The sequence below is a fragment of the Clostridium septicum genome, from assembly GCF_003606265.1.
In the GTDB taxonomy this organism is placed as follows: Bacteria; Bacillota; Clostridia; order Clostridiales; family Clostridiaceae; genus Clostridium; species Clostridium septicum.
This window is the reverse complement of record NZ_CP023671.1, coordinates 1,192,001-1,211,477: the sequence shown is the minus strand read 5'-3', so window position 1 is coordinate 1,211,477 and position 19,477 is coordinate 1,192,001. Positions and strand designations below refer to the sequence as shown.

Annotated in this window: 17 protein-coding genes; 13 read left to right on the top strand and 4 right to left on the bottom strand. The window is 28.5% G+C overall.

Translation table 11 applies throughout. From position 1 onward, the window contains the following. The first annotated feature begins 142 nt into the window (after positions 1-142). The 3 genes from CP523_RS05330 to srtB are packed head-to-tail and all read left to right on the top strand — an operon-like array spanning position 143 to position 6,855. The gene (locus CP523_RS05330) at positions 143-5,227 is read left to right on the top strand and encodes a M60 family metallopeptidase (RefSeq protein WP_120140612.1); all 5,085 of its coding nucleotides are present in this window, start codon (positions 143-145) and stop codon (positions 5,225-5,227) included. Between the two features lie 25 nt (positions 5,228-5,252). Further along, positions 5,253-6,089, top strand: a complete 837-nt coding sequence (locus tag CP523_RS05325) for a hypothetical protein (RefSeq protein ID WP_066676278.1) — start codon at positions 5,253-5,255, stop codon at positions 6,087-6,089. A 58-nt stretch (positions 6,090-6,147) separates the two neighbouring features. Further along, positions 6,148-6,855, top strand: coding sequence for a class B sortase (gene srtB / locus CP523_RS05320; protein WP_207666557.1), 708 nt, complete (start codon positions 6,148-6,150; stop codon positions 6,853-6,855). A 63-nt stretch (positions 6,856-6,918) separates the two neighbouring features. Here the strand turns inward: srtB and CP523_RS05315 are convergent, their stop codons facing one another. Beyond that, the gene (locus tag CP523_RS05315) at positions 6,919-7,644 is read right to left on the bottom strand and encodes a CPBP family intramembrane glutamic endopeptidase (protein WP_162925950.1); all 726 of its coding nucleotides are present in this window, start codon (positions 7,642-7,644) and stop codon (positions 6,919-6,921) included. Positions 7,645-7,666: 22 nt separating this feature from the next. Further along, entirely contained in the window at positions 7,667-8,083 is a 417-nt protein-coding gene (locus CP523_RS05310) for a YrvL family regulatory protein (protein WP_066676272.1), read from the bottom strand. Positions 8,084-8,254: 171 nt separating this feature from the next. Between CP523_RS05310 and CP523_RS05305 the strand changes: the two genes are divergently transcribed. The 3 genes from CP523_RS05305 (at position 8,255) to CP523_RS05290 (ending at position 10,759) form a co-directional block, all read left to right on the top strand. Beyond that, positions 8,255-9,058 (top strand): Cof-type HAD-IIB family hydrolase, encoded by an 804-nt coding sequence (locus CP523_RS05305; RefSeq protein WP_066676270.1) that lies wholly within the window; start codon positions 8,255-8,257, stop codon positions 9,056-9,058. Positions 9,059-9,366: 308 nt separating this feature from the next. Next, the gene (locus tag CP523_RS05295) at positions 9,367-9,951 is read left to right on the top strand and encodes an AAA family ATPase (RefSeq protein ID WP_066676268.1); all 585 of its coding nucleotides are present in this window, start codon (positions 9,367-9,369) and stop codon (positions 9,949-9,951) included. 166 nt (positions 9,952-10,117) lie between these two features. Further along, positions 10,118-10,759 (top strand): histidine phosphatase family protein, encoded by a 642-nt coding sequence (locus tag CP523_RS05290; RefSeq protein WP_066676266.1) that lies wholly within the window; start codon positions 10,118-10,120, stop codon positions 10,757-10,759. A 114-nt stretch (positions 10,760-10,873) separates the two neighbouring features. On the opposite strand, the gene CP523_RS05285 is transcribed toward CP523_RS05290, so the two are convergent. Both CP523_RS05285 and CP523_RS05280 read right to left on the bottom strand, forming a co-directional pair. Continuing rightward, positions 10,874-11,659, bottom strand: a complete 786-nt coding sequence (locus tag CP523_RS05285) for a DeoR/GlpR family DNA-binding transcription regulator (RefSeq protein ID WP_066676264.1) — start codon at positions 11,657-11,659, stop codon at positions 10,874-10,876. A gap of 18 nt (positions 11,660-11,677) precedes the next feature. Continuing rightward, positions 11,678-12,475 carry a hypothetical protein gene (locus CP523_RS05280; protein ID WP_066676263.1) on the bottom strand — a complete coding sequence of 266 codons (798 nt, stop codon included), beginning with the start codon at positions 12,473-12,475 and terminating at the stop codon, positions 11,678-11,680. Positions 12,476-12,926: 451 nt separating this feature from the next. Between CP523_RS05280 and ulaG the strand changes: the two genes are divergently transcribed. The 7 genes from ulaG (at position 12,927) to CP523_RS05245 (ending at position 19,327) form a co-directional block, all read left to right on the top strand. Further along, positions 12,927-13,991 carry an L-ascorbate 6-phosphate lactonase gene (gene ulaG / locus CP523_RS05275; protein ID WP_066676261.1) on the top strand — a complete coding sequence of 355 codons (1,065 nt, stop codon included), beginning with the start codon at positions 12,927-12,929 and terminating at the stop codon, positions 13,989-13,991. Between the two features lie 91 nt (positions 13,992-14,082). Further along, on the top strand, positions 14,083-14,526 hold the full coding sequence (locus tag CP523_RS05270) for a PTS sugar transporter subunit IIA (protein WP_066676259.1): 444 nt from the start codon (positions 14,083-14,085) through the stop codon (positions 14,524-14,526). A gap of 95 nt (positions 14,527-14,621) precedes the next feature. Next, on the top strand, positions 14,622-16,076 hold the full coding sequence (locus CP523_RS05265) for a PTS ascorbate transporter subunit IIC (RefSeq protein ID WP_066676257.1): 1,455 nt from the start codon (positions 14,622-14,624) through the stop codon (positions 16,074-16,076). A 213-nt stretch (positions 16,077-16,289) separates the two neighbouring features. Continuing rightward, entirely contained in the window at positions 16,290-16,580 is a 291-nt protein-coding gene (locus CP523_RS05260; RefSeq protein ID WP_066676251.1) for a PTS sugar transporter subunit IIB, read from the top strand. A gap of 107 nt (positions 16,581-16,687) precedes the next feature. After that, the gene (locus CP523_RS05255; RefSeq protein ID WP_066676249.1) at positions 16,688-17,725 is read left to right on the top strand and encodes a hypothetical protein; all 1,038 of its coding nucleotides are present in this window, start codon (positions 16,688-16,690) and stop codon (positions 17,723-17,725) included. Positions 17,726-17,761: 36 nt separating this feature from the next. Beyond that, complete coding sequence (araD, locus tag CP523_RS05250; RefSeq protein WP_066676247.1) at positions 17,762-18,454, top strand: L-ribulose-5-phosphate 4-epimerase; 693 nt, start codon at positions 17,762-17,764, stop codon at positions 18,452-18,454. A 21-nt stretch (positions 18,455-18,475) separates the two neighbouring features. Continuing rightward, positions 18,476-19,327 (top strand): L-ribulose-5-phosphate 3-epimerase, encoded by an 852-nt coding sequence (locus tag CP523_RS05245; RefSeq protein ID WP_066676245.1) that lies wholly within the window; start codon positions 18,476-18,478, stop codon positions 19,325-19,327. Positions 19,328-19,477 lie beyond the last annotated feature (150 nt).

The window sequence follows — 19,477 nt, the reverse complement described above, 5'->3', positions numbered from 1 at the left end:
ATAAATTATAATTATTTTAAAAAATGTATTAAAATTAAATAAAATAATTCTTTAACAAAGGTTAATTTGTGGTAAAATGTAACAATAGGGTTCTTAAAAGCTTTACAAGAAATCTAATTAGTTTGAGAAGGAGGTAGTTTTTATGAAAAGAAAATCTATAGCTGTTTTAATAGCTGCAACTATTGCTACTGAGATGATATTTTCACAGTTTGCGCCAGTATATGCTATCAATAATAAAATAGATGACGTAAGTGTTGCATCCAGTGAAAATAAATCTAGGGGAACTGTAGAAATTAATTTTAAGTTTGATATTCCTATTAAAAGTAATTCAGTAGATATAACAAAGCTAGTATTAAAATTAAAAAGAGGTAATGAGGAAGTAATTACTATTCCGTTAGGAAATAATAAAGCAAATAGTAGTAACGGAGATATTACCTATGAAACAAAAACTTTAGGATATAGCTTAGATGAGATATCAGAAGGTGATGTATATTACTACAACACATTAATTGAAAATATACCAGTTGGAGTTTATACATTAGAAGTTAATGGAGAGGGGTTTGCCCCAATAATATTAAAGGAAAATATTGAAGTTAAGTCTTATTCTAAAAGAATTTATATATCTAATGATAGACCAGTTGCTTTAAAAGTTGATGTTGATGGAGATAGTAAGACAACTAAAAATGATTATGATTTAGTTTTAAATAATATTGGTACAAATAATACTTTATATGATTTTAATAGAGATGGATTAGTTGATATTACTGATTTAGCCTATGTTAATGAAAGTATAACAAAAGAAGTTATAAAGGATGTATCTATAGTGGATACTAAAGCTATAGTAGATACAAGTAAAGTAAACATAGTTGAAGCTGAAAGTAAAGGAAATATAATTGGAGAGGTAGCAAGTATCTTTAATGATTCTGAAAAAGGAATTACTTTAGAACCTGATAAAAATTCAGAAGCTCAAGTATCAATAGCTCTTCCTAATATACGTTCTGAGCAGGTATCACTTGATGTTAAGGGAATAGCTGCAGGGCAGGTTTTAGTTGAAACAGATAATGGACAAGTGATAGTACATAATATAGGAGAAAGTTTTGCTGTAGAAGCTAGAAGTGTCAAAGCTAAAGAGAGTGAAAAGGTTGTAATTAATTTAGGTAAACAAGTAGCAGTTAAAAAAATTACAATAAAAGTATCAGCAACAGATCCAACTAATAATAATCTTGCAGAAATAGGTAAAGTTGAATTTGTAAATGACATATATAAAGAAATACCAAAGGTTGAAAATACAGCACCTACTATAACAGAAGTAGAAACTTCAGATTCAGAAATAAAACTTAAATGGACAAATCAAGTTAATATTGATGGATATGAAGTTTGTTATAAATCACCAAATGGTAAAGATACTACTGAGAAAATAGCTAAAAGTGGGACAAACTCTATAGCATTAAAGGAAGTAGAAAACTTTACAGAATATGAAGTTAAGGTAAGAAGCTATAGTGGTGATGATTGGAAAGGTGATTGGTCAGAAGTTGTAAAGGCTACTCCAGCACCTAAAAAAGCTCCAGATGCACCAGAAAATATTATTATTACAGGAGACTATAAGTCTTTAAATATATCTTGGAAAAGTATGAAAGGTGCAGAAGGATATAATCTTTTCTATAGAAAGAAGGGAGAAAGTGATTATAAAAAGGTAGAAAAAATCACAGGAACATCATATCAATTATTTAATTTAGAAGACGAAGTAGAGTATGAAATATATTTAACATCTTATAATGCTTTTGGAGAAAGTGGAAAGTCTAAGGTGTATTTAGGTGCAACTGTAAGTCTTAAAGGACCTACAATTACAGAATATAATCTTATAAATAGACCAAAAGAAAACTTTAAAGCAGGAGAATCTCCTACAGAAGGAATAGTTAATGTTGAATATCCAAATTACAGCAATAAAGAGCATCCAAATGGTGTTGAAAAATTTGCAGTTGTCGATAATGATTATACAACAAGCTGGACATCAACTACATGGAATACAAGTCATGGAACAGGCCCATTAGTTACTTTTGATAAAGAATATACAATGGATACCGTAAGACTTGTTACTCGTTTAGATAATGGATATGGCGGAGCTGCATATGATTATGTTCCAATTAGATATTATGATAGTGAAACAAATAATTTTGTTAATATGAATGGACGATATATTCAAAAAACAAGTAATGGAAAAATATATTATGAAATAAAATTCCCTAAACCTATTACAACTAACAAAATTCAAGTTTGTTTAAGAATACATCCGGCATACGTCCCTCTATCTAGTATAAGTGAAGTTAAATTTTATAAATATGATAGCATCGAAGATGATGTAAGAAACTTGTTTACAGATGATTTACTAATAGATATAAAAGATGATGTAACTCAAGAGAAAATAAATAACCTTAGAGAAAGAGCTAATACAAAGGATAGTGTAAGTGGAGAATATCATCCAAATCAAAATATAATTTTAGAAGAAATACAATTAGCAGAAGATATTTTAAATGATAAAAACATTGATAAAAATATATTAACTGTTAATCAAAATATCAATAATTGTGGAAATAATTTAGGATTAAAAAATGACTATCAATCTTTAGGATATACAGCTAAGGCTGGTGATGAAATAGTAGTTTATGTTGGAACAGAAGGTAATATATTACCAGAGTTAGCATTTACTCAACATTATGCTGAAAGTGGAAAATTTATTAAAACTATTAAGTTAAATAAGGGTAAAAATGTAATAGAAGTACCTGAAATAAGCAACTTAGATGTTGAGAAAGGTGGAGCTATTTATGTAAGATATCCAAGTGCATCACCATCTAATAATCCTATTAAAATAAGAATAAGTGGAGCAAAGAAAATACCACACCTTAATGTTTATGGAAAAATAAATGATAGTAGCAAAGAATCAGAAGTTAAAGAGGAAATTAGACAATATATTAGAGAGTTAAAAGATCATGTTGAAACAATGAAGGATGAGTATCCTAAAATATTTACTAATAAATCTAATAATGAATATAGATATGATGATGCAACTAGTATATTAAATGCAACTGATATTGAAGGAGATAAAGTAACTCTTAATATGCCAGCTAAAGCAATTTTAGAAGGAATTACAACAGGTTTATCTAGTGAAGATGAAGAAGTAGATAGACTATATAATAGCTTATTAGCATGGGAACAACTTTTAGATTTAAAATACGCTGAAAGAGGAGTAGCTGAAATTTCAGATTCCGATAAAAGACATTCAATTCCAAAAAGTCGTCTTCATGTTAAATATCAAAGAATGTTTGCAGGAGCATTTATGTACGCTTCAAGTCATCATGTGGGAGTTGAATATGGCTCAGTAGCAGCTCTTGTAAAAGGAGTTCCATATACATTTAATGAAGATGGTACAGTTAAGGATTCAGGACAATTATTTGGATGGGGAATAGCCCATGAATTAGGTCACGTTACAGAAATACCTGGAATTGCAAAAGCTGAAGTTACAAATAATATAATAGCTCTTTTAGCTCAAACATTAGATGACAAATCAAAATCAAGATTAGAAAATGACGGAAGATATGATGATGTCTATAGAAAGGTTACATCTGAAACAGTGGGACTTCCAGGAAATGTATTTGTTCAACTAGCTATGTTCTGGCAATTGCATTTAGCTTATGATGAGAATCCAACTGCATTAATGCTAAGAACAGATAGAGATAATGACCATAATAATGATTCTTTTTATGCAAGATTATCAAAGATAGCTAGAGAAGCAACGAATGAAGATAAGGGAGAAAACATGGAACAAAACCTTATAAGATTTGCTTCAGATGCAGCAAAGAAAGATTTAAGGGATTTCTTTAATAAATGGGGAGTAATTGCAGATAGCAGTACTCTAGAGTATCTTGATTCAAAGGGATATGAAAAAGAAACTAGAGATATTCAATATTTAAATGATGAAGCTAGAAGAAAGAAATTAGAGGGAGTAGAGGCTATGGCTTCTGATACAAAAGTAAAAGCTTCATTAGAATATGATGACTCTACTAAATCTAAGAAAGTTGAACTAACTTTAGGGACATATAAGGATAGCGATAAAATCCTTGGATATGAAATATACAGAAATGGTAAAGTAATAGGATTTACTACAGAAGCTTCTTACAATGATTATGTATCAGTTAATAATAGAGTACTTACTTATGAAGTTGTTGCATACGATTATAATTTAAATAAGACAGAAAAAGTTACTTTAAATCCAATAAAAATATCTCATGATGGTAGTTTAACTAAAACATCATGGAGTATTAATAGTAATATGAAATCGTTAGAAGATGTAAATGATGAAAATAACACAACAGGGCCAGTTTCAAATCCATCAATAGAAAAAATTAAGGATTATGATAATAGTACAATCTATAAAGGGTTAAAAGAGACAAATGAAAATCCTTATTTAATAGTAGAACTAGAAGAAATGCAAAATATAGTTGGATTTAAATATACAGCTGGGGTAGAAGAAGGAAAATTATCAGAAGATACTATTAAAGATTATGAAGTTTATGTAAGTAAGGATAAAGAAACGTGGACATTAGCTAATAAGGGACAACTTAATGTATCAGTAGATAAGCCAGAAGAAGTAATTTACTTTAATAAAGAAGGTTCTTCAGGAGGTAAGCAACTATGGGCATATGATACAGCTTATGTTAAAATTGTTGCGCCAAGAGCTAAGGGCATTTCAATGGCAGAGCTTGATATAATAGCACCTCCTGGTGATAATATTGACTTAAAAAATAATGGAATTGGCAAGTTATCAGAGGATTTTGTATATGGTAAAAATCCAGAAGATTTAATACCTAAAGGATCAATAGTATTTACTGGTGAATATAGAGGAAATCCTGTATTTAACGCAATACTTTTAAGAGATAGAGATAATAATGTACTTTCAGGAGAACAATTACTATTTGCGGAAATACCTGAAAATGGTGATTTAGGTGAAATAAGTAGTGGTACTTGGATATTCTTTATAACTCCAGAAAATTATAAGGAAATTGGACAATTACCAAATGATATAAGAGCAGAGTTATACAGAGTTAATGATGCAGAAACATCAGAAGGTCAAAGGTTAGTAAGTGATACATTATATGTAGATATTCCAGAGGAACTACCAGAAATGTCTATTGATGGTGGAATAATTCCTGAGAATATGAAAACTAACTAAAACAAAGTAGGAAAAGGAGGCAAATATGAAAAGGATAATAAAAGGATTAGCAATATCTTTAGTAGCTGGAGTTATATTTTTATCTCCTGTAAGATCAGTTAGTGCTTCAACTGGTATAGTTTTAGAGAGAGTAGAAAAGGAAGCTAATGTTGTAGAAGTATCTATTGATAATTTTAATTATGAAGCAAAATCATTTCAGTTAGAATTAAAAATTGTAGGTGATGTAACTTTAGCTGATTTAAAGTGGAGTGAAGCTTTAAATAAAAGTGTAGTGAATAAAAATTATATTTATAATAAAGATAAGAACACTATAAATATTTATGTAACATCAAAGGAAAACTTAGTTGAGTTTAGTAAATTACCAGTTTGTACTTTAACAGTTAATGGAGAGGCTAACACAACTTATAACATAGTTAGTGGGAAATCTTTTAAATATATTTATTCTAATAAAAATAAAGAGGGAAAAATAGATGAAATTCCTTCAGATTCAGAAGTGAATTTTAATTATGTTTATAAAGATAATAATACAGAAAAACCAGATGGAAGTGAAAAACCAGATGGAACAGAAAAGCCTGATGAAGGGGAAAAACCTAGTGGAGATGAAAATCAAGAAAGTGATGGGAATTTAGAAAACCAAGGAAAGCCTGAAAATACAGGGGGACAAGGAAATTCATCAGAGAATGGAAATTCAAATAGTAATAACTCTTCAAATAAATCAGAAGTCAAGAATGAAGATGAGTCAAAAGATTCAAAAGGGTTATATACAGGAGATATAATAGGTGCAGTTGTAGCAATATCTGGAGTATCTTTAGCAGGAGCCTATGTTTTTAGACCTAAGAGAAAAAATGAATCTAAAAAATAAAGGATATAATAAAATTCTCAAGAGAAAACTATCTTTACTAGAATATATAAGATTTTTTATGTTTTTTATATGTTTAGTCACCTTTGTAATATCATCATTTATTATAATAAAAAGATTAGTTGAATATAGGGAAAATAAAAAAGTATATAATGAGATGAGAGTGTACTCACCAGAAGTTATGAAAGATAATGAAAGTAATAAAAGAGGGTTTTTAGAAGAGGATTTTAAAAAACTTAAGGATATAAATAGTGATATAAAAGCATGGATAACTATACCTAATACAGAAGTTAATTATCCAATAACACAAGGAATCAATAATGAATACTATTTAAATCATAATTTTAAAAAGGAAAAAAATAATGGAGGCTCTATACTTATAGAATATGATAACAAAACTCCTTTTAATAAAGGTAATACTGTAATACATGGACATAATATGAAAGATGGAAGTATGTTTGCTGATTTACTTAAATTTAAAGAAGAAAATTTCTTTAATAATAACAATAAAATATATATTACATTAGAAAATGAAGTAATTGAATATGAAATTTTTTCTATATATGTTGAAGAGTTAGACAAAGAACATTATAATAACCAGTTCTATTATAATGGAGATTATATTAGGTATTTAAATGATTTAAAATCTAAATCCATATTTAATAGTAATGTAGAGTTAAAATCAGATAAGGATATAATAACATTGTCCACATGTGATTTTTCAATACATGATGGTAGATTAATAATTCATGCTATAAGAAATAATTAAATAAATTTATAAATAGAGTCTTTAGGAAAAGCAAGTAGATGAACTACTTGCTTTTTTTATGTGTTATTTCTTATATAAGAAATAACTTAAAGTAAGTCCAATTATACCTATAGAAAGTAAAATTACTATATTAGTATTTGTCATTAAAGTTTGGAATATTAAAACTAAAAGATTATAAATAATATGAAGTATTATAGGAAAGGTTAAATTATCAGTTTTATAATATATATAGCAAAATACAATTCCTGATAATGTAGCAAGAAGGCTTTGTGCTATATAACCACTAACAGCTCCATGAAGAAAACCAAAAATTAATCCTTGAACTATAATTGCAGTATATACATTTACAGATTCTTTTAATTTTAAAAATATAATTCCTCTAAAAAGTATTTCTTCAATTAGTGGAGCAAGTAAAATTAAATGAAATATAGCAAGTATATTAAGATTTGCATGCAATATTTCTGTACCTTGAGATGTCTTTAAAGAAATATTATTTAAGCTAGTATATATACAAAAGTAACTTATGGAAAATATAAGTATTAAAAGAATAGATCTACTAGTTATTTTTATTTTATTTATTTTTACATAGCGAAATAAATTTTTTTTCTCTTTTTTCAATAAAATATAATAAATAAAAAGAGTAGAGATTAAAGCAATAAAAACACCTAAATCATTATTTTTTATATCAGTAACATATTGTAATATTCCTACAGTTATATTAACTAAATATAGTATGAAAATATATTTTAATATATAAAAGAAATTTTTAAAAAAGTTTTTTGTTTTCATAAATAACACCACCATTTATACGCTACTCTTCTAACTTTTTATTTAAAAAGTAACCTATAAAATAGTAGGCTATTGAAAATAAAATTATTGTTAAAACAGGCATATGTATTCCACTTATGCTAGAGCTTATAAGTCCAAGAATTAAAATTTGTATAGGAACATCCATGAAAAAATAAAGAATATTATATTGAATGTCACTAAGATCTTTAACTTCTTTTATTGCAGTTGCAAGAGGTTCAAGTATATTGTCTATAATTAAATCAACAACAAAATAAATAATAAAAAATTTTATTAATACTTTTATTGAAGAGTATTTAAGACCAAATAGTAACATTAAGGTTCCACCACAAAAAAATGAAATAAGAAAAATTATTAATAACAAAAGGCTTGAAAATATTGCAAATATAATTAAATCTTTTAATTTATGTTCTTTCTTCATTTGTTCCTCCAGCTAAGCTCTAAGTCGTTTATAAATTTATATGATTATTATAACATAATAGGTAAAAAAGATTTATTAGAATTATCTAGGAGAAGTTTTGTCTAAGGAATATAAGAATGGTATAATAGGAAACAATGGCTTAATATTTACATAAGATTTTAGGAGGATTAAATGAAGGATTGTAAAGGAATAGTATTTTTTGATGTAGATGGAACTCTTATAGATTGCTTTAAGGGGATAAGTGCTCCTACTGAAAGTACAAGAAACTCTATAAAGAAATTAAAGGAAAATAAATTTTTAACTATACTTGCAACTGGAAGACCTAAAAGCTGTATTGATGAAAATTTACTTAATCTAGGTCTTGATGGTTACATAGCTTCCAATGGAGCATATGCAGATTTTAAGGAAGACATAATATTTGATTATCCTATAGATAATGAGAAACTTAATGAAATATTAGATTACTTTAAAGAAAATAATATTGATTATATGTTAGAAGGCCATGAAATGAATTATATTTCAAGTTATGAAAATAAGAAATTAATGGATTTACTAGAGGGTGCAAAACTTAATATGGATTATATCACTGATAAGTGGGATAGAAGTAAAGTTAAGACAAGTAAGATAATAATAGTTAATAATGAAAATAATGAAATTTTTGAAAAGGTATCTGAAAAGTATAAGGATGGTTTTACATTTATGAAGCATCCAATGGGTGTTTCTTTTGAAATGTATTTAAGTAAGTATACTAAAGGTTATGGAGTTGAACAATTAGTAAATAAGTTAGGTATAGATATGGACAAGACCTATGCTTTTGGTGATGGTGAAAATGATATTGAAATGTTCCAAGTTGTAAAACATGGAATTGCAATGGGTGGATATCATGAAAAGCTAGAAGCAGTTGCTTATGACTTTACAGAAGATGTAGAGAATGAAGGAATAACAAAGGGATTAGAAAAATTAGAGTTAATCTAATATCATACTTTTTTGATGTAATTAACTACAATAAAATATTAAATGAGAATCTTAAAAAGCATATATATAAAGAAGGGAAAATAATCTTTCAAAAGTAGTAGTAGACTAAGTTTAAAGGGAAAGTTTCTACTTATTATACATTGAAATAAATGGCGATGATTGGTATAATATAATCTCCAATAAAAATGAAAATTTTGACGAATATTAAAGTGATTCTTAAATTTAGTGTTGGTTTTTGTAGTAAGGTTGTTTATAACTAGATTTTTGATGAACTTATAAATTTTATGGAAATCTGGAGGGGGAAACCAATGCCAAAAAGAATAGCTATTTTAGGTGGACCGAGATGTGGTAAAACTACATTAATACAACAATTATACGTAGAAATGAAAATCAGAGATTTAAATGTAGGAGTTGCTACTGAATATAGTACGGATTATCTAAGAGATAAAGGGATGATAGAAACTATATCAGAACAATATGGAATATATTTAGGACAACTTCATATAGAAGAAAGTCTAAATTCTTTTGATTATGCATTAACTGATTATGCTACATTTGTTCCTTACATATATGGAAGATTTATGTTGGGGGATAAAAAGAGAAGTATTAAAGAAATAGAAATATTAAAAGACCTTTATGTTCTAGCTTTAAGAGATTTACCTAAATATGATCATATATTCTTTGTACCAAGAGAATTTGGATACTCAAAAGATGGAGTAAGATGGCAAGATGAAGAAATAGCAAAGGCTGTAGATAAAGCTATTTTAAGTTTCTTAGAAGCTGAAAATGTGAACTATACAGTAATAACTGGATCAACTAAAAAGAGATCAGAAAAAATTCTTGAAATAGTTGGAATAGTTGATAAGGAAGAGAAAAAAGTAGAAGATAAATAGAATTAAATATAATAGTTAATAAATCTGGTACATTTTAGATAAATTATGCTTTAAATTAGGTGTATATCTTTTATGTATCAGATTTATTGCATTTAATTATAGAAAGATAAATAAGGGAGGTGACTTTAGTTAGGGTATTTTAGAAAGGCTTTAACTAAGGGAAATAATGACTAAATTATATTTAACAAGACACGGGGAAACAGAATGGAATATTCAAGGTATAATGCAAGGATGGGGAGATTCTCCTTTAAGTGAACTTGGAATTAAGCAAGCTGAATGGTTACAAGAAAGAATAAAAGATACTCCTATTGATGTAATATATACAAGTCCTATAGGTAGAGCATACAATACTGCAAAGATAGTTAGAGGAGATAAGGAAATAGAAATAGTTCCTCATGATGGATTAAAAGAAATTAGAGTAGGAAATTGGGAAGGATTAAACCAAGAAGAGCTTAAAGAGTTAGATATAGAAAATTATGATAACTTTTGGAATACACCATCTAAATACATACCAACAGGTAATGGCGAAACATTTATGGAAGTTAAGGAAAGAACTTTTGCAGCAGTAAATGAGATATTACAAAAAGAAAAGGGGAAAAATATTTTAATAGTAACTCATACAGTTGCTTTAAAAACATTTTTAGTAGCTTTAGAAAGTAAAGATATAGATACTTTGTGGGAACCACCATTTATTAAACAAACAAGCCTTACAGAAATAGATTTTAATGATGAAGGATATGAATTTGTATTAACAGCATGTATGAAGCATCATAAATATTCTAAAAAAGAATATAACGAATTTAAATAAAATATATTATAAAAAAGTAAGCCTGGAATATAGAAAGAGTACTTTAACTCTATATTCTAGGCTTTTTAAATATAATAAAGATAATCTAGCTTAGTAATAAGTCTACTTGGGTTTTTATTCCGTTTTTACGGTTTTAATAATTACACCTTTATTATTTAGAAGGCTTAATTGATTTGGATCAGCATATATATCAGTAACTAAATGTGAAATATCACTAATTAATCCACTAGAAAAATTATGTTCCTTTCCCACTTTAGAACTATCTGCAACTATTATTTTTGCACCGGTACATCTTCTTAACATAGTTTCATTTATTGTTGTTTCTTGAAGAACAGAAGTACCTATACCATATTCAGCACTAATTCCACTTACACCAAGAATACATTTATCTGCTGTTATTTTATTTATAATATGGGTGGCAAAGTCTCCAACCATAGTCTTCTTTCTTTCATTAACCTCTCCACCAGTTAAAACAAGCTCTACATTTGGTGATTTTGCAGCAACTAAAGCATTACCATTATTAGTTATAACAGTAACACGTTTATTTTCTAAATATTGAAGAGCTAAAAGAGCAGTAGAACTAGAATTAATAAATATAGTATCACCATTTTCTATTAAGCTAGCTGCATATTTTGCAATAGCTTCTTTTTGAGATAAATATTTATTAGAAGAATCAAGTAAGGAAGGATCATCATTTAATGCTCCTTCTATTAAAGTAGCTCCACCATAAAATCTTTCAACTATTCCCTGATCTTCGAATAGTTGAATGTCTCTTCTTATAGTAATAGGTGAAACAGATAATATTTTTGACAATTCATCTGTTTTTATGGTTTTGTTCTCTTTTAAATATTGTAGTATTGCCTGTTGCCTTTTATGAACAATACCTTTAGCGTGTTTCATAATTTCCTCCTAATAACATTATAGATTTTTAATTAGCTTTGAAGCTTCTTCTGTGGCATGCATTTTGTTACCATTAGATAAGACAAATTTTAAGTTTTTTTCAGCTAGATTTTTATCTTTTGTTTCAATATATAGCTTAGCCACTAGTAAGTGGTAATTTACTTTTTCGTGCATATTCATATTTTCAACTGAAACTGCTTTAAAAGCCTTTTTACTATCTTTAAATTTATTTAATAATAACATATAATGACCGGTTATTTCATCCCAAGAAAACACTGGTAATACTCTTTTTCTTCCTATTTTAGCGTTTTCAAGTTTCATTACATGTTCATAATAAACTTTTGCATTATCTATGTCATTAAGTGATGCATAAGCAAAGAAGTAGAAGTAATAATATACAAGTAGTAAATCAAGAGAAGTAGAAAATGACTTCTTTCCTTCTTTATCTAAATACTCTATTATTTCTTTATACTTCCCCATATCTTTAAGTAATAAAAGCTTAAAAACTCTATTTGATGATTTAAAACCTTTTAAATAATCATATTTTTCAAGTTTTTTCATGATTCTTTCAGCTTCAATTGGATCACATAATTCAATTAAAGTATAAATTGCCTTATCATTTAATTTTTTTAAAACTTCATATAAGAAAGCAAAAGAACCAAAGAATATTAATATTACTCCGTATAGAACTTTAACTGATGTATTTTCTGCATTGATTATTAGGTAACATAAGTAAACTAAGAAAATTATATAGAAAGTAATACTTAAACCAAATTTTCCTTTTCTACTTAAAGAGTACCACTTTGCTCCATTCATAAGATACCTCCTAAAATATAGCTAATTAATAAGCTAGAATGTAAGTTATTTTATTTATATGTTCATTATACACCTTGCAAATATAAATAATCAATAATGAAACAAACAAAATGAACAAAAATATTAAGAAACGTTCATAAAACATAATTTAAGGTTAATTTGTCGGAGTTTATTGAAAAATTGATAATAAAAGGTTTACATAAGTGAAATTAATGTGGATTTTATAGTGAAAACATATACAAAAACTTAAATATTCATAAAATTTAAAATAATCTATTGAAATAAATTAAAAAATAGATTACTATAAAGGTACAACGAAACGATAAAAACGTTCAAAAAAATAAAAACAAAAAACAAAAATAATTAATGCTTAAAAAATATGATGTTTTGAATAAATAAAATCAATCAAAACATTCAAAATAATCTTAACGGTGGATGAGGAGGAGAAAAAATGTCAAAAGTAGATGAAATAACAAGAGAATCATGGGTGTTAGGAACTTTTCCAGAATGGGGAAGCTGGCTAAACGAAGAAATTGAACAAGAAGTAGTAAAACCAAATACATTTGCAATGTGGTGGTTAGGATGTACAGGCATATGGCTAAAAAGTGAAGGTGGAGCAAACCTTTGTATAGACTTCTGGTGTGGAAGCGGTAAAAGAACACATGCTAACCCATACATGGATCCACAACACCAAATGTCAAGAATGTGTGGAGGTAAAAAATTACAACCAAATTTAAGAGTTGCACCATTTGTGTTAGATCCATTTAGAATCAGAGAAGTGGATGCTGTAATTTCAACACATGATCACAATGATCACATTGATGTAAATGTTGCAGCAGCAGTATTAAAAAATTGTGATGAAAAAGTACCATTTATAGGACCACAAGCTTGTGTAGATAAGTGGATAGGCTGGGGAGTTCCAAAAGAAAGATGTATAGTTGTAAAACCAGGAGATACAATAAAGATAAAAGATGTAGAATTAGTTGCTTTAGAATCATTTGATAGAACAGCACTAATAACATCACCACCAGAAGGAAACTTAGTTGGAACAATGCCAATAAATATGGATATTAAAGCAGTTAACTACTTAATTAAAACAACTGGCGGAAATCTATATCATAGTGGAGACTCACATTACTCAAATTACTATGCAAAACATGGAAATGAACATAAGGTTGATGTAGCGTTAGGATCATTTGGTGAAAATCCTAGAGGAATTACAGATAAGATGACTTCATCAGATATCTTAAGAATGGCAGAAGCTTTAAATACACAAGTTATAATTCCATTCCATCATGACATATGGTCAAACTTCCAAGCAGATACAAATGAAATTAATGTGTTATTTGAAATGAGAAAACACAGACTTCAATATAAATTTGTTCCATTCATTTGGCAAGTAGGAGGAAAATTCACTTTCCCAACTGATAAGGACAATAGAGAATATCATTATCCAAGAGGATTTGATGATTGTTTCTCAAAACCAATAAATACTCCATATACATCATTCCTATAAAATCAAATTTGGAATTGAATTATAGGTAATAACTAGGATTTTAAAACTAAGAGATAATATATTAATCAATATACTAGGGGGAATAAGTTAAATGTTTAATGAGTTATTAGAAAAAAATAGATATTCATTCCATGAAGGTTTTGACAATTGGGAAGATGCTGTAAAGGCTGCATGTCAGCCACTTATAAAAGAAGGTGCTATTCTTCCTAGCTATGTAGATTCAATTATAAGATGTGTAAATGAATATGGTCCATATATAGTTATAGCACCTAATATTTGTATTCCACATGCACAAGAAGGAACTGATGGAGACGTTAAGACAACTTCAATTTGCTTCATGAAAACAGAAAAACCAGTACATTTTAGTGAAGACCCTGAACATGATGCAAGATTATTCTTTGTATTAGCATCAGAAAATAGCGAATTGCATCTACAAAATCTTACTGAGTTAGTTGGATTAATATCAGATGAAGAAGTAGTAGAAAAGTTATTAAATGCTAAATCAGTAGAAGATCTTAAAAGAATTAAAGGGTAAATAAGTTTTTTAGCTCTCCCTACCAGGGGGAAGGGAGAGCTTTAAATAAAAAATTATGATAATTACTAAAAAATCAAGAAGGTGAGGATGGTAAAATGGATTTTTTTATTAAAATTTGGGAATTCTTTCAGGTAAATATTCTTACTCAACCGGCATTTTTTATAGGATTTATAGTACTTTTAGGCTATTTACTATTAAGAAGACCTATTTATGAAGCATTTGCAGGATTCGTTAAAGCTACAGTTGGATATTTAATATTAAATGTAGCAGCAAGTGGATTAGTTAATAACTTTAGACCTATACTTGCAGGACTTAAAGACCGTTTTAATTTAACAGCGGCAGTTATTGACCCTTATTTTGGTCAAACAGCAGCACAATCAGCTATTGAAGGAATAGGAAGATCTTTCTCATTAATGATGCTTGTTTTACTAGTAGCATTCCTATTTAACCTTGTATTAGTATTTTTCCGTAAGTGGACTAAAATACGTACTGTATTTATAACAGGACACATTATGGTGCAACAATCATCAACAGCACTTTGGATATTACTGTTCTGTTTCCCACAATTACAAGATACTAAAATAGTAATTATGTTAGGTTTATTACTAGGAACTTACTGGTCAGTATCAGCTAACTTAACTGTTGAAGCATGTCAAGAGCTTACAGAAGGTGGTGGATTTGCTATAGGTCACCAACAAATGTTTGGTGTTTGGTTAACAGATAAAGTTGCAGGTAAGTTTGGTAAGAATAACAAGAAGATAGAAGATTTAGAACTACCAGGATTTCTTTCAATCTTTAATGATAACGTTGTCGCAACTGGCGTATTAATGTTACTATTCTTCGGAATTATAATGGCTATCTTAGGACCAGAGTTATTACAAGAAATTGATAAGTCATTTAAACCAGAAAGAAACTTTTTCTTCTACATAATGGAAAAATCATTTAATTTTGCAGTTTATTTAAGCATATTACAACTTGGAGTTAGAATGTTCGTATCAGAACTTACTGAATCATTCCAAGGTATATCAAATAAATTATTACCAGGTTCAATGCCAGCAGTTGACTGTGCAGCTGTTTATGGATTTGGACATCCAAATGCTATAACAATAGGATTCTTATTTGGAGCACTTGGACAATTTATAGCAATATTAGGACTTATAGTATTTAAGAGTCCAGTATTAATAATAACAGGTTTCGTACCAGTATTCTTTGATAATGCTACATTTGCAGTATTTGCAAATAGAAAAGGTGGATTAAAGGCAGCAATTACAATACCTTTTGTAGCAGGTATGATTCAAGTTTTAGGAGGAGCTTTCTCAGCACATTTCTTCCAATTATCACAATATGGTGGATGGCATGGAAACTTCGACTGGGATACACTTTGGCCACTATTTGGTGTAGTTATGAAATATGGTCAATACTTTGGTGTAGCAGCAGTAATAATATTTATGTTAGCTATTCCACAAATCCAATATAGAAAGAATAAAGAAAATTACTTTAAAATAGCTGAAGATTATGAATCAGTAGTTAATGGAGAAACAGCTGTTTAAAAGTTAATAAAATGTTCCATGGGTGTAGGTGAATGGTATTTAAAAGCCATTCACCACCAACTTAAAATAAAAATCTTAATTAATAGAAATCTATTAATTAAGTAAGTTTTTCCTAAATGGAGAAACTTACTTAGTTAATAAAAATAATAAAATTTTTAAATAATAATGTTAAATAAAAAAATAGAAAATATTTGAAATTTTGGAGGTATGGTTATGTTAAAAGTAATAGCAGCATGTGGAAATGGTATGGGATCAAGTCAAATAATTAAAATGAAGATTGAAAAGATCTTTAGAAAACTAGGAGTTCAAGTTTCAATACATCATAGTAGTGTTGGAGAAGCAAAAACTCAAGCTTCAAATTATGATGTTGTATTTTGTTCAGAAGCATTAAAAGGAAACTTTGCTAATGCAGAAAAAAATGGAACTAAGATAATAGGTCTTAAGAATCTTTTATCAGAACAAGAAATTGAAGAAAAAATTAAAGAGCATGTAATACAAAAATAATATATAAAGCAAGTTTGAGATTTACAAAAGTACAGAGTTGTAAATCTCAAACTTTAACTTTGAAAACCACTAATTAGAGTTATGGGGAAATAGGAGGAGAAATTAAAATGAAAATTGAAAAGAAGTTTTTAACAAATTTACACAGATGTTATGCTACATCAAGCACAGTTATAGATAATGAAAGAAAGATACTAATAGCAACTGAAGGTGAAGGTGCATGTTACATGTATTCAGGAGATGACTTTAAGCAATCTACAGTTTGGGATGGACCTGGTGGAACAATGTCAATGATACCTGTGCCTGGAAAGAATGGAGACTTTTTAGCAGTTCAAAATTTCTTCCCAACATTCCAATCAGAAAAGGCAACAATAGTGTGGGCAAAGCCAACAGAAAATGATGGCTTTGAAGTTAAAACAATATTAGATTTACCATATGTACATCGTTTTGATATTTTAAAGGCAAATGGAGTTAACTATTTCTTAGGAGCTACTCTTTGCACAACAAAGACATGCAAGGATGACTGGTCAGATCCAGGAAAGATTTATGTTGGAGTAATTCCAGAAGATTTAAATCAACCGATAGAATTAAAGGTTATAAAAGAAGGTCTTACAAAGAATCATGGATATTGTAGAGCTATGTGGAATGGAAAAGAAGTTGGAATGGTTACATCACAAGATGGTGTATTTGTTGTAACTCCACCACAAAATGAAAATGAAGACTGGACAGTAGAACAAATTATGGATAAGCCTGTAAGTGATATTGCAGTTGTTGATATTGATGGAGATGGAGTAGATGAATTAGTAACAATTGAAGAATTCCATGGTAAAAACTTTATAATAAATAAAAAAATAGGGGATAAATACGAAGAAGTTTATAAATACCCAAAAGACATGGATTTTGGACATGTTGTTTGGGGAGGAAAACTTAGAGGTGTACCAACAATAATTGGTGGATATAGAAGAAATGAAAAAGAATTATTCTATATACAATGTGAAAGTACAAATCCACTTAAGTTTAAGGCTACAACAATAGAAGCAGGGGTTGGACCTAGTAATGTTGCTGTATTAAATGAAAAGGATAGAGATATTATAATTTCTGCAAATCGTGAATTAGGGGAAGCAGCATTATACATCGTTACTGATTAGTAATTTAGAAAAACTAAATGGATGGGAGTGAATTAAATGTTAGAAGAATTAAAACAAAAAGTATATGAAGCTAATATGCTTCTTCCAAAATATAATTTAATTACTTTTACTTGGGGAAATGTTTCAGGAATCGATAGAGAAAAAGGCCTTATAGTAATTAAACCATCAGGTGTTGAGTATGATGTTATGAAACCAGAGGATATGGTAGTTGTTGATATGGAAGGAAATGTTGTTGAAGGAACTTTAAATCCATCATCAGATACACCAACTCATGTTAAATTATACAATGAATTTAAAGAAATTGGAGGAGTTGTACATACTCATTCAAAATGGGCAACAGTTTTTGCTCAAGCAGGTAGGGGAATAAATCCATATGGAACAACTCAAGCTGATTATTTCTATGGAGAAATTCCTTGTACTAGAGATATGACTAAAAATGAAATTGAAAATAATTATGAATACAATACTGGTGAAGTTATTGTTGAAAGGTTTAAAGATTTAAATCCTAAATATATGCCAGCTGTACTTGTAAAAAATCATGGACCATTTACTTGGGGGAAAGATCCATTTGAAGCAGTTCATAATGCTGTAGTTTTAGAAGAAGTGGCTATGATGGCATTTACTACAGAAATGATAATGAACTCAGGTGTTAAAGCAATGCCAAATACTCTTTTAGATAAGCACTTTATGAGAAAACATGGGCCAAATGCTTACTATGGACAAAAATAAAAATAAGCAGAGGTGTATTTAATGAAAGAATATACATTAGGATTATATGAAAAATCAATGCCAAACACTTTAACTTGGAAGGAAAAGTTAACTTGTGCAAAGGAAGCAGGTTTTGATTTTGTTGAAATAAGTATAGATGAGACTGAAGAAAAGCTTTCAAGGCTTTGTATGTCAAAAGAAGAAAGATTTGAACTTGTAAAAACTATGTGTGAAGTAGGTATTCCAATTAGAACTATGTGCCTTAGTGGACATAGAAAATTTCCTCTTGGAAGTTTAGATGAAAGTGTAAGGAACCGTGGCATGGAAATCATGGAGAAGGCTGTAGAGCTTGCTTGTGATTTAGGAATAAGAATTATTCAATTAGCTGGATATGATGTTTATTATGATGAATCTACAGAAGAAACTAAAAAGTTATTTGCAAAAAATTTAAAAATAGCTGTTGAAATGGCTGCTAAAAAGGGGATTATTCTTGCCTTTGAAACTATGGAAACTGAATTTATGAATACAGTTGAAAAAGCTATGAAGTATGTTAATAACGTAAATTCACCATATTTGCAGGTATATCCTGATTGTGGGAATATCACAAATGCAGCAGTAGCATATAATAAAAATGTATTAGATGACTTAAAAACAGGAAAGGGACACATAGCAGCAGTGCATTTAAAAGAAACTGTCCCTGGAAAGTTTAGAGAAATACCATTTGGTACAGGACATGTAAATTTTGAAGATATAATAAAGACTTCATGGGATTTAGGTGTTAGAAGATATGTTGCAGAGTTTTGGTATGTAGGAAATGATAATTGGAAAGAGACATTAAAAGAAACTAAGAGCTTTATGGACGAAAAGTTTAAAAAAGCCCATACTCCCAATTAGGGAATAACATAATTTAAAACTCCAATTAAAAAGCAGAAACTACTAAAACTTTATGTCTTAGTAGTTTTTGTCACTAAAAGATAAATATACAGTTATTGACTATATAATAATGAAATTTTAGATTTAGATAACTTCATTATAAAAAATATT

Excerpts from the sequence above, each read along its gene's own strand:
- CP523_RS05290 (WP_066676266.1), top strand. The coding sequence starts at position 10,118 with ATGACTAAATTATATTTAACAAGACACGGGGAAACAGAATGGAATATT.
- CP523_RS05285 (WP_066676264.1), bottom strand. The coding sequence starts at position 11,659 with ATGAAACACGCTAAAGGTATTGTTCATAAAAGGCAACAGGCAATACTA.
- CP523_RS05325 (WP_066676278.1), top strand. The coding sequence starts at position 5,253 with ATGAAAAGGATAATAAAAGGATTAGCAATATCTTTAGTAGCTGGAGTT.
- ulaG (WP_066676261.1), top strand. The coding sequence starts at position 12,927 with ATGTCAAAAGTAGATGAAATAACAAGAGAATCATGGGTGTTAGGAACT.
- CP523_RS05295 (WP_066676268.1), top strand. The coding sequence starts at position 9,367 with ATGCCAAAAAGAATAGCTATTTTAGGTGGACCGAGATGTGGTAAAACT.
- CP523_RS05315 (WP_162925950.1), bottom strand. The coding sequence starts at position 7,644 with ATGAAAACAAAAAACTTTTTTAAAAATTTCTTTTATATATTAAAATAT.
- araD (WP_066676247.1), top strand. The coding sequence starts at position 17,762 with ATGTTAGAAGAATTAAAACAAAAAGTATATGAAGCTAATATGCTTCTT.
- CP523_RS05305 (WP_066676270.1), top strand. The coding sequence starts at position 8,255 with ATGAAGGATTGTAAAGGAATAGTATTTTTTGATGTAGATGGAACTCTT.
- CP523_RS05245 (WP_066676245.1), top strand. The coding sequence starts at position 18,476 with ATGAAAGAATATACATTAGGATTATATGAAAAATCAATGCCAAACACT.
- CP523_RS05330 (WP_120140612.1), top strand. The coding sequence starts at position 143 with ATGAAAAGAAAATCTATAGCTGTTTTAATAGCTGCAACTATTGCTACT.
- CP523_RS05260 (WP_066676251.1), top strand. The coding sequence starts at position 16,290 with ATGTTAAAAGTAATAGCAGCATGTGGAAATGGTATGGGATCAAGTCAA.
- CP523_RS05310 (WP_066676272.1), bottom strand. The coding sequence starts at position 8,083 with ATGAAGAAAGAACATAAATTAAAAGATTTAATTATATTTGCAATATTT.
- CP523_RS05280 (WP_066676263.1), bottom strand. The coding sequence starts at position 12,475 with ATGAATGGAGCAAAGTGGTACTCTTTAAGTAGAAAAGGAAAATTTGGT.
- CP523_RS05270 (WP_066676259.1), top strand. The coding sequence starts at position 14,083 with ATGTTTAATGAGTTATTAGAAAAAAATAGATATTCATTCCATGAAGGT.
- CP523_RS05265 (WP_066676257.1), top strand. The coding sequence starts at position 14,622 with ATGGATTTTTTTATTAAAATTTGGGAATTCTTTCAGGTAAATATTCTT.
- CP523_RS05255 (WP_066676249.1), top strand. The coding sequence starts at position 16,688 with ATGAAAATTGAAAAGAAGTTTTTAACAAATTTACACAGATGTTATGCT.
- srtB (WP_207666557.1), top strand. The coding sequence starts at position 6,148 with ATGTTTTTTATATGTTTAGTCACCTTTGTAATATCATCATTTATTATA.